Annotated in this window: 6 protein-coding genes and 2 pseudogenes; 2 read left to right on the top strand and 6 right to left on the bottom strand. The window is 61.3% G+C overall.

Features of this window, described 5'->3' with window-relative positions; translation table 11 throughout:
* The 4 genes and pseudogenes from EOA38_RS16935 to EOA38_RS16920 all read right to left on the bottom strand — a co-directional run.
* Positions 1–772: pseudogene (locus EOA38_RS16935) on the bottom strand (asparagine synthetase B); the annotation flags it as partial.
* Positions 772–2,040: a polymerase gene (locus EOA38_RS16930; protein ID WP_127299747.1), complete on the bottom strand. Its 1,269-nt coding sequence runs from the start codon at positions 2,038–2,040 to the stop codon at positions 772–774. The pseudogene EOA38_RS16935 and the gene EOA38_RS16930, both read right to left, overlap by 1 nt.
* Positions 2,037–3,257 (bottom strand): glycosyltransferase, encoded by a 1,221-nt coding sequence (locus tag EOA38_RS16925; RefSeq protein WP_127299746.1) that lies wholly within the window; start codon positions 3,255–3,257, stop codon positions 2,037–2,039. Before EOA38_RS16925 ends, EOA38_RS16930 begins: the two co-directional genes overlap by 4 nt.
* A 482-nt stretch (positions 3,258–3,739) precedes the next feature.
* Complete coding sequence (locus EOA38_RS16920) at positions 3,740–5,266, bottom strand: calcium-binding protein (protein WP_127299745.1); 1,527 nt, start codon at positions 5,264–5,266, stop codon at positions 3,740–3,742.
* Positions 5,267–5,703: 437 nt separating this feature from the next.
* Between EOA38_RS16920 and EOA38_RS16915 the strand changes: the two genes are divergently transcribed.
* Both EOA38_RS16915 and EOA38_RS16910 read left to right on the top strand, forming a co-directional pair.
* Positions 5,704–7,416, top strand: a complete 1,713-nt coding sequence (locus EOA38_RS16915) for a type I secretion system permease/ATPase (protein WP_189434713.1) — start codon at positions 5,704–5,706, stop codon at positions 7,414–7,416.
* A complete protein-coding gene (locus tag EOA38_RS16910; RefSeq protein ID WP_127299743.1) occupies positions 7,409–8,770 on the top strand; it encodes an HlyD family type I secretion periplasmic adaptor subunit in 1,362 nt (453 codons plus the stop codon). The genes EOA38_RS16915 and EOA38_RS16910 overlap by 8 nt, the downstream gene beginning before the upstream one ends.
* Positions 8,771–9,070: 300 nt before the next feature.
* Here the strand turns inward: EOA38_RS16910 and EOA38_RS16905 are convergent, their stop codons facing one another.
* Positions 9,071–9,664, bottom strand: a complete 594-nt coding sequence (locus EOA38_RS16905) for a UbiX family flavin prenyltransferase (RefSeq protein ID WP_126091623.1) — start codon at positions 9,662–9,664, stop codon at positions 9,071–9,073.
* A pseudogene (locus EOA38_RS16900) lies at positions 9,661–10,195 on the bottom strand (UbiD family decarboxylase domain-containing protein); the annotation flags it as partial. The gene EOA38_RS16905 and the pseudogene EOA38_RS16900, both read right to left, overlap by 4 nt.

Raw genomic sequence — 10,195 nt, 5'->3', positions numbered from 1 at the left:
GGTCATCGTCGCTGCCCACGATCGGCCGTTCCCGACCTTTGGCGGCGACTTCGGCCAGCGACCACCAGTGATTCACGCGCTGGGAAAGGGAGACGGCGTCGCCCGCCTCGGCAAGATCCGAGGGTCTGACGGAGAGAAGGGAACCGGGCGGCAGCTTGAACGCTCCCCGCCAGATGCATCTGTGATCGGGCACCCATCCTTTCGAGAGCATGGCGGCGGCGGCATCGAGATCGAGTTCGGGGGAGAAGCCCGGAAAGCACCTGATCGCCTTCAGCTCGGACGCAAAGACCAGGGCGTGCCCGGCCGATGCGACGTAAAGCGGCTTTTTGCCCATTCGATCCCGGGCGAGATGAAGGGTCCTGGTCTTCAGGTCCCACAACGCAAACGCGAACATGCCCGCAAAGCGTTTGAGGGCGGCCTCGAGACCCCACGTCTCGATGGCGCACAGCATCACTTCGGTGTCACCGGTGCCGCGAAACTGGTGGCCGGCATCTTCGAGCTCGCGCCGCAGGTCTCTGAAATTGTAGATTTCTCCGTTGAAGGTGATCACATATCTGCCGCTGGAAGAACGCATGGGCTGTCGCCCCGCCGCCGACAGATCGACGATCGCCAGCCGCCGGTGGCCCAGCGCAATGCCGGCTTCCCGATCTGTCCACAGTCCTTCGCCATCCGGCCCGCGGTGTCGGAGCGCCGTCGTCATTTGCCCTATCGCCTCGAGCGACGTGGGATCGGCCGTATCGGGGTCGAGAAGAATTCCAGCGATCCCGCACATCACATGGCCTCGATGGATATGAGCCGCTGACGGAAAGCACGAGGCGTTCCCGCAACAAGGCAAAAGGTTATCGCAAACCACACGATGGGATGGCGGATAATCAGATGCGGCATGCTGAAGATGACGATTGACACCATGAGCGCCAACAGCGCGTCCAGCTTCGCACGCCACGCCGACATGATGGCGGCGCCGACGATCCAGACAAGCGCAAGCACCGAGATGATGCCACCTTGGGTGTACAAATCGAGGATTGTGCTGTGGGCCTCAAAGGGTCGTGTCAGAGCATCAAATTGTCTGTCCCACGTGGGTGGGCGGCCGACATGCGCACCTGGCCCGAGTCCCAGCGACCCTGATCGCGCGCCTTTCTCCAATGCTGCGTTCCAGAGATACAAGCGAAGCTCGGCGGTTTCGGCTGTGGCTTCGCCGCCCTTGTCCTTGGTCAGGCTCTTGGCGAAGCTTTCGAGGATGGTCGCCTCCGACAGGACATAGGGAGTGACCGACATCGCCAACGGAACGCTGCCGATCAGCAAGAGAACGAGAGCTTGCCGCGGAAGGCTGACCTTGGCGCCAGCCGTATTGAGCCACGTCCTGATCTGCAGCCCGAGGAAGGTGAGATAAGTCAGGATGCTGGTGTACAAAAAGGCATCGCTCTTCGTCAGCCTCCCGACGTAGAAGGTGAAGAACACGCTGGCGATGCCGACGAACCTGCCCCATCGATTGCTGGTGGTTGTCGCAAGATGCAAGGCCAGCGTACCGAATATCGCGCAGTACAGCGCGAGCTGGTTCGGATTCTCCGACCAGCCGCGAAAGCGATCCCAATACCAGGACTCGACGCCGGCCTGTGGGATCCACCCCCAGCCCTGGATCACCTGAATGGCAAGGGCCGTATTCGCGATTGCAAGCAGCCACCAGGTAGAGCGACGAAAATGGCGATCGGCGTCAGGCTCTGCGGCCGCCAGACAGGTGATGCTGACCAACAGAAGATACGCTACGGTGTCGTGTATCAGCCCGGTTAAAAATAAGACCGTGGTCAAATAAGCGACTATGGTGCCGATAGCGAGAGTGACCGCCATCACCAGCCAGAAGCCGGCCAGACTGGTCAGGGCGGGTGTAAACTCGATACGACCCCCGGCGAGTATTCGTCCGATCGACAGCATGATCCAGAGGGTTAGGGACAATTCACCATAGCCGAAGGACGAGCCCGGAATATTGAGCTGCGTCGCGCCGGCCATCACAACCCCAAAAGCGAGGAGCGCGTCCCGGATCATCCGCGCACTCCGCCCAACCGGCTATCCGCGAGGTCGTGGTCTGGCGCGATCGGGCGCCGTCTAATCGATCCGCCGCAGGACCTACCGCTGAGGGTTTTGTCGTACAGGTCGCAGTACTGGTCGACGATCGACGATAGCGCAAACCGCTCACGGACAAGTGCGGCAGACCGGCTGCCCATGGCCGCAGCAACAGGACGATCCGAGAGAAGGTCAACGATGCGATTTGCCAGGGCGTCCTGGTCGCGCGGCGCAACCAGGTAGCCGTTCCACCCGTCTTGGACGACGTCGCTGCACCCTGGCATCCTTGAGGCAACGATCGGCAGACCGGCGAGCCCGGCTTCCAGCAACACACGCGGGATTCCCTCGCGGTATTCGGTCGGGAAGGCGAATATGTCAGCCATGCCCAGAAGGGCGGGAACATCCTGGCGCTTCCCCAAAACGACGACATCGGAACCAAACCGTCGAATTTCCGATTCGTCGACGGCGAACGGTCCTTCGGACTGCCATGGGCCGATGAGCACGAAGCGCGCATTCGGCCTTCTGGCGAGAACCTTCGGCACCGCCTTGAGGAGGGTAGGTATCCCTTTTTGACGGGTCAGTCGGCCGACGAACATGACGACTTCGGCGGATTGAAGCCCGAATTCCTGGCGCATCCTCGCCGCCGACGGACCAAGGTGCCTCGCGGCCGTAAATGCGTCGATATCGATGCCGGATCCGCCGATCAGGCGTCCGTCGCCACGCCCGAGCAGTCGATAACGTTCAAAGAACGACTGATCGTCACGGTTCTGGAACACCGTCGCGGCCGTCCAGAAGGACACAAGCCATTGCAGACCGCAGAAGATCGGCCGAAGCGCCAGGGCGCGCGGGCCGATAGATGAGAAGGTCCAGCCCAGCCCGTTGATCGTGCGGACAACCGGAACCTGTCCACGCACCGCCAGCGGCGTCAACAGGTTGGGCTTTGTATCGAAACTCTGGACGATGTCCGGGCGCAACTCCGCTATCAACCTGCGAAGTGTCCTGACCGTGCCCGCTTTGCCGCTGCCGCTGGCAAAGCGGTCAAACCCGTAGCGTCTGTGCGCAATCCCGTGTCTCAGGAACGGGGCGTCGTCGCCGGTCGAGACGGCCGAGACTCGAAAGCCCCTCTCACGCAGCTCCATAAGAAATGGAATTCTAAGCGCGTGATCCTCGCCTCCTACACACACCAGGTGCGGGCTCATTTTGCCGCTCCCAAAAACCCGCGGTCCACCAGTTGAGTGGTCCGAACTTGGATCGTCTTTTACGGTCCCGCTACAGTCGCGGGGACGCGCTCGTCTCGTTTTCCAAGCTAGGGGCGGGTCCGATTGTTGTCCTCGTCCGTTCGAATGATGAAGACACAGGGCGATCGGCTGGAGCCCGTAAACTGATGCAGATTCAATGACTACGGCCCGGTCCGCCTTGCCCCGGGAATGCGACGATGGCTGCAGCCCCGCACGGAAAAAGCCAGGGAGATTTTGGAGTTGGGCGGACCAAACGCCAGGGGAGAGCGCCGGCTACAGGATCTGATTGGGTGGCAAGGCGCTGACGGAGGAGAGCCGACCGCATCCTCCAACCGAGGAATGGTCCGGTTTGACCGGGCTTGAATCGTGAAACGGCACGAAGCCCGTCTCCGGGGCGGAAACCGGCAGGAGCGTCAGTTCGCTCCTGCCGGCAAGGCGCTGCGTCAGATTACAAAAAAGGAGTGTTCGTCAAGGTGGAGATGCGGGGTGAGAGTGGCGAATTGCGTCTGAGCATTGCCGCCAACTCCGTCGCTGTCGAAAGAGAGCGCCCCAGTCCGGCTGTTGTAGATGATGTGGTCGCTGGCGTCTTGCGCGCCTTGACCAATGTGGAAATCGCCGGCCGGGAGCGCGCCCTTCTGAAGTCCGGCGAATATGGCGTGGTCGAGGTAGATCTTGTCTTGGGAAACGTTGAAGTCGACGATCCTGTCGACGTTTCCAGCCCCAAGAGCCGTGTTGAACACGAAGGCATCGTGGCCGCCATAGCCCTTCAATGTGTCGGACCCTCCGCCACCGTTGATTTTGTTGTCGCCATAGTTGCCGTTGATCTTCTGGGCGAACTCGTTGCCGGTCAGGTCGATCGCCGTCTTGCCGCCGGTTCTGGAGGTGGAGAGCTGCTCGATATGCGAGCCGGCAGACAGGGCATAGCTGACCGAGGCCATCACCTTGTCGAAGCCGGCGCCTGCTGCTTCCATCACTTTGTCGTGCGCATTGTCGATATGGTAGGTGTTGTTGCCCTTGCCTCCATGGACAATGTGATCGCCGCTTGAAGGAGCTGTGGCTGTTGTCGTCGGGTCGGTCGTCGGCGTCGGGTTGGTCGTTGACGTCGTGGGGTCGGTCGTTGGCGAAGTGGGATCGGACGGTGGTGGTGTCGCCTCCGAGGTGGGTATCGGCTCGGAGGTTGTCGGCTGCGTCGGTTCTGTGGTCGACGGCTGCGTCGACGAGGTCGAGCTGGTATTGTGCTGCAGGAAGAAGGCCTGCAGTTCCGGGGAGTTCCCGAGCGCGGTGTCGCCGTTCTGCGAGCCCCAGGCATACGTGAAGTCGAATGCCGGCGAAGGAACCAGCTTGGCCCAGTGATCCATCATGATCTTTTCTTGGTCAGCGGTCGGGACGACGAAGGAGCCGCCATTTTCGCTTACCCAGTTTCCGCCGCCGAAAGCCTGGTACTCCGGGATGATGCGGTCAGCCGGAATCCCTGAAGCAACCGCAGCCGCAACCATGCGATCGATCATGTTGTAGTCCGGATTGCTGGCTGTCTTGGAAGTGATCGCATAAGCACCGACGCCGTAATAATCGATGCCCGTATTTTCCGGGTTGTAGGTATTGGCGAAGCTCGGGTCGGCGATAGACCCCATGTTCATCATCGTGATGAAAGTCTTTGCACCCGGGAAATGAGAATGGATCCAGTCGGATTCCGCCTTCAGATCTGCCGCGGTCGCATAAGTCCCCCACCTGCCGGTAGGATCCGGCTCATCCGTCAGATAGAACCCAAATACCTTTGGATTGTTAAGAAATGGAGTAACTTGATCAATGAACGATTGGGTAACGCCATCATGGGCGTTGAGATAGACCAACGCCTTCATCCCGTCGGGCAGTGCGTTTACCTGCGAAAGGTACTGAACATCGACGAGATTGAACCCTGCGGCCGCCACGTCGGCGGCAGAGCCGCCCGCTGCATAATGGAGAGTTGCCATATGAGTTCCTTCTAATTCGGCAACGCCCCCAACACCTGCCTGCCTAGCGGAAAGGTACATTAGAAAGAAATCACATACGGATTTCACCGGTCAAAATAATTGATCGGGGCCTGGTGATCGACAACCTCCGCCCGCGAAAAAACTCCGCATTTTCAGCACGCTCGCTCCAGAAAGCGTGAAGCTTCGCGCAGTCCTTATCCCCGAATATCACCGATTTGCCGGCTCTCGACAGCGGGTTTCGCCACGATTTTGCTTCATTTTGATTAAAGTTCGAATATGTTAGCAACGCCTCATGTCCGGAAATTTCGCCCGGACCTATCTCAGCAGTAGAGGTTTCCCATATTGGCCAAAGCCAAGAAAGCCACGCGGCATTTCCGCGTGAAAGACAGCAGGCTATGAAGACCCAGCAAGAGTTACCTTCCCTTTTACGCACCGCGATGTCGGATTGCGCACCGGGATTGCTTGGCGTTGGGCTTTTTTCCGCAGTGACAAATATCCTGTCGCTGACCGGGTCCCTCTATATGCTCCAGGTCTATGACCGGGTGCTGCCGTCCCAGAGCGTTCCGACCCTGGTTGGATTGACTGTTGGAATGCTGGGCCTTTACGCAGCCTACGGACTGCTCGACTTCGTACGGCTTCGCCTTTTGGTCCGTATTGCCAGCCGGCTCTACAGGAACCTGCACCAAAGGGCATTCGCCGTATCGGTGCTTTTGCCGCTCAAGGCCGGCCGGGAGGCAGACCGGGTGGATCCGCTGCGAGACCTCGACCACCTGCGCGGCTTTCTTTCAGGATCCGGGCCGACCGTCATCTTCGATGCGCCCTGGATCCCCTTCTACTTGCTGATCATCTATATGCTGCACCCCTCGCTCGGCGTGCTGGCGACGGTCGGCGCTCTCGCCGTCGTGGCGTTGACCGCGGTGGCGGAAATTCTCGGCCGCAGGCCGGCCAGGATGACATCCGAAGCCATGATCTCGCAGCGCGCCCTTGCCGAGTCCGGTCGCCGCAATGCGGAGGTCGTTCAGGCCATGGGCCTCTCTTCCAGGCTGGCCCGGCGCTGGAGCGACATGGTTCATGGCTACCTCCTATATCAGGAGCGGCTCTCCGACATCATAGGAGGAACCAGTTCGTTATCGAAGGCGCTGAGGATGGCGCTGCAGTCTTCGGTGCTGGGCCTTGGCGCCTATCTGGTGATCGGCGGCGAAGCGTCCCCCGGGGTGATCATCGCATCTTCTATTTTGCTCGGCCGCGCGCTGGCTCCGGTCGATGCGGCGATTGCAAACTGGAAAGGCTTCCTGACGACCCGACATAGCTACTTCCAGCTCAAGGCGACGTTCGATGCGTTCGAAAACCCGACCGAACCCATGGAATTACCCCGGCCGCAAACACGGCTGACGGTCGAGAGATTGACGGTCGCGCCGCCTGGCGTGCCGAAGCCGACCGTGCTCGATGTGAATTTCCAATTGTCCAGCGGCGCAGGAATGGCCATCGTCGGGCCGAGCGGCTCCGGGAAGACGACGCTGGTGCGCGCCTTGGTTGGAGCCTGGAGGCCGCTGCACGGCAAAGTGAGATTGGACGGCGCCTCTCTCGATCAGTGGAACCCGCATTCGCTCGGCGCCCATATCGGCTATCTGCCCCAGGACGTTGAACTTTTTGACGGGACGGTGGCCGACAACATCTCGAGGTTCGGCGGCAAGAGCGATCCCAAAGGCGTGCTTGCGGCCGCCCGGGCCGCGGGCGTCTATTCGATGATCATGCATCTGCCGGAAGGTTTCCAAACGCGCATCGGCGAGGGAGGCAGGGCCTTGTCAGCTGGACAGAGGCAACTGATCGGCCTCGCCAGAGCGCTCTACGGTGAGCCGTTTCTCGTCGTCCTGGATGAGCCGAACTCGAATCTCGATGTCGAAGGCGACGCCGCCCTGGCGGGCGCAATTCTAGCCGTGCGCCAGCGCGGAGGGATCGTTATCGTTGTTGCGCATCGCCCGTCCGCTCTCACCAACATCGACCAGGTTCTGGTGCTGACCAACGGCATGGTCCGCTCGTTTGGCTCCCGCGAGGAGGTCTTGGCGAGTGTGGCGCGAGCATCCTCTCCTGCCGCGCACCGCCCGTCCCCGGTCATCCCGATCCAGAGGGGCGTAAGCGGACATGCGTGATGTCTTGCCCCGTCTCTTCGCGTTCTTGCCATCCTACGCCCGGTTCGATGCCGGTCAGCGTTCCTCGCTCGGGGCCCCTGGCGGCATCGGGCCCAGCCTGGTGCTCGGACTGACGGTGACGTGCCTGCTCATCGTTGGCGGAGGGCTATGGCTTGGCTTCACCAAGATAGCGGGTGCGGTGATCGCCCCCGCAACCGTGGTGGTCGAAAGCAATACCAAGAAGGTCCAGCACCAGACCGGCGGCACGATCAGCGGCATCTTTGCCCAAGATGGCGATCATGTTCGGGCCGGCAACGTGCTGGTCCGGCTGGACGATACGCTGCCGCGGGCGAACCTGCAGATCATCAGCGAGGATCTCGACCGCGCCACGGTGCGGCTTGCCCGGCTGGAGGCCGAACGCCAGGGGCTGGCGACCATGCCGCTTCCAGCCAGCCTGCAGGCGGAAATGAGCAAGCCGGACCTGGCTGCACTGGTCAATGGCGAGCGTGCCCTGTTCGAAACGCGGGCGTCGGAATTGGCAGGGCAAAAGGCGCTTCTGAAGAGCCAGACACAGCAAATCGAGCGTCAGCTCGAGGGCCTGAAGGCCCAGCAGGTGGCGATGGATGAATCGGCGGCGTTGCTCGGCCGCGACCTGACGGACGTGGATGCTCTCTATTCGAAGAAACTGGTTTCGAAAGAGCGGTTGAGCAATGTGAGACTGGACGCGACACGGGCCAAAGGCGAGTCCGGCCGGCTGGCGGCGGCGGTCGCGGAAGCCCAGACCAAGATCAGCGAGACCGAGCTGCAAATCCTGCAGCTCGATGAAAAAAGGCGCAGCGATGTGACGACCGAGTTGCGCGAAACGGAAGCCAAGCGGACCGAACTCAACGAACGCAGGATCGTCGCTCTGGACGAACTGACCAAGACGGAAATCCGCGCCCCGCAATCCGGAACCATACAACAGTCCACCGTCCACACGGTGGGTGGTGTAGTCGCCCCCGGGGAGTTGCTGATGACGATCGTCCCCGATGCGGACAATCTTGTCGTGGACGCGCTCATTCCTCCGCCTCGAGTGGACGACGTTCGTTCCGGCCAACCGGTCTCGATCCGCTTTCCGGCTTTCGATGGCGGCACGACACCCGCCTGCCAGGGCACGGTGAAGTGGATTTCCGCGGACCTGATCAAGGACCAGCAGCGCCAGGTTTCGTATTTCTCGGCGCGCATCGGCGTCGAAAACAAGGCTGACTGCCTGACAGACGCCAAGGAGCTCAAGCCGGGGATGCCGGCCGAGGTCCATATCAGCACGGACCGGCACAGCGTCTGGTCTTATCTGCTGAAGCCGCTTACCGATCAGATGTCACGCGCTTTCCGCTAGCGGGCACCAGCCCGTTACGGTCGGTCACATTTGCGCAAAATCGGCGCTCATTTGGCATAGCGCAAAGAGGCGGCCCATCGCGGCGGCTAAGGAGTGGCCCGCACCTTTCTCTTCAACGACATCGCGACGATCGCGAAGGACGGTGCGCTTTCGATGCGGCGGCTCGCTCAGCTCGCCGCGCTTGCCTCGGTCGGACGGTAGCCCAGTCGCAAGCAATCCGATCCACGAAGCTGTCTCAAATCACATGCCTGGCTCTTGCTCCCGGAAATTCGCCGGGGCTTCCTCCCGTTGGCAGCTCCATCAAAATGACCGATGGGCCGCGACGTTCTTTTCGCCCCACCGGGTCAGCTTGTCGCCGGGGTCCACGCCAACCCAGCCAACCAGTCGTGCCGCCATCTCGACGATCATCGCCTCGATCGAAGCCGGCTTGACATAGAATGGCGGCACGGGCGGTGCGATGATCGCTCCAATCCGCGTCAATCTCAGCATCGCATCCAGATGCCCTTCGTGCAGAGGCGCCTCGCGCGGTACGACCACCAGCCGGCGCCTCTCCTTCAGGACGACGTCGGCCGCCCTGGTCAGAAGGTTGTCGCCCAAGCCGTGCGCCATCGCCGCAAGGGTCCGCATCGAGCAGGGCACGACGATCATGCCGTCCGTTCTGAACGAGCCGCTGGCGATCGGCGCTGCCAGGTCCTGGTGGTTGTGGGTGTGGTTGGCGAGTGAAGCAAGCTGCGCCAGTCCGTCGGCGCCAAGCTCGTAAGCGATGGTCATGCGCGCGCTTTTTGAGACGACAAGATGCGTTTCCGCACCAGCTCTGACCAGTTGGCGTATGGTCTCAAGCGCAAGCACCGAGCCGGACGCGCCGGTCACCCCCACGATTATCCGTTTGGTCATTTTCGCACCGAACCGCTTGCCTGAGGAAAAAGCTCATCCCAGCGCTCGGAAACTCTTTCAACGATGTGAGACGACATCCTTAGCTCCTTCCCCCACTCGCGCGATGTCTCGGACCCGATCTTGCGCGTGGCGTCGAATCCGATTTTTCCTCCAAGCCCTTCCAGCGGCGACGCGAAATCGAGGGAGTCCATAGGGGTACGATCCAGCTTCATCAGATCGCGCGAGAAATCCATGCGGGTGGCGACCGCCCACATCACGTCCGACCACGACCGGATGTCGATGTCGTCGTCCACCACGACGACCATCTTGGTCATCGAGAACTGCGGCAACAGCGACCAGAACCCCATCATCACGCGCCGCGCCTGACCGGCATATTTCTTGACGATCGATATGACCGCAATCCTGTAGGAACAGGCTTCCGGCGGAAGCCAGACGTCGAGAATTTCCGGTATCTGCTGGCGCAGCAGAGGCTTGAAGACGTCGAGCAGCGCCTCGGCAAGGACGGACGGCTCGTCGGGCGCGCGCCCGGTG

The organism is Mesorhizobium sp. M1E.F.Ca.ET.041.01.1.1 (assembly GCF_003997355.1).
Taxonomy (GTDB): Bacteria; Pseudomonadota; Alphaproteobacteria; order Rhizobiales; family Rhizobiaceae; genus Mesorhizobium.
Note: the sequence above shows the minus strand (reverse complement) of the source record. Positions and strands in the feature narration are given on the sequence as shown.

Bases quoted from the DNA above. Each gene is read 5' to 3' on its own strand.
- EOA38_RS16930 (WP_127299747.1), bottom strand. From the start codon at position 2,040: ATGATCCGGGACGCGCTCCTCGCTTTTGGGGTTGTGATGGCCGGCGCG.
- EOA38_RS16925 (WP_127299746.1), bottom strand. From the start codon at position 3,257: ATGAGCCCGCACCTGGTGTGTGTAGGAGGCGAGGATCACGCGCTTAGA.
- EOA38_RS16920 (WP_127299745.1), bottom strand. From the start codon at position 5,266: ATGGCAACTCTCCATTATGCAGCGGGCGGCTCTGCCGCCGACGTGGCG.
- EOA38_RS16915 (WP_189434713.1), top strand. From the start codon at position 5,704: ATGTCGGATTGCGCACCGGGATTGCTTGGCGTTGGGCTTTTTTCCGCA.
- EOA38_RS16910 (WP_127299743.1), top strand. From the start codon at position 7,409: ATGCGTGATGTCTTGCCCCGTCTCTTCGCGTTCTTGCCATCCTACGCC.
- EOA38_RS16905 (WP_126091623.1), bottom strand. From the start codon at position 9,664: ATGACCAAACGGATAATCGTGGGGGTGACCGGCGCGTCCGGCTCGGTG.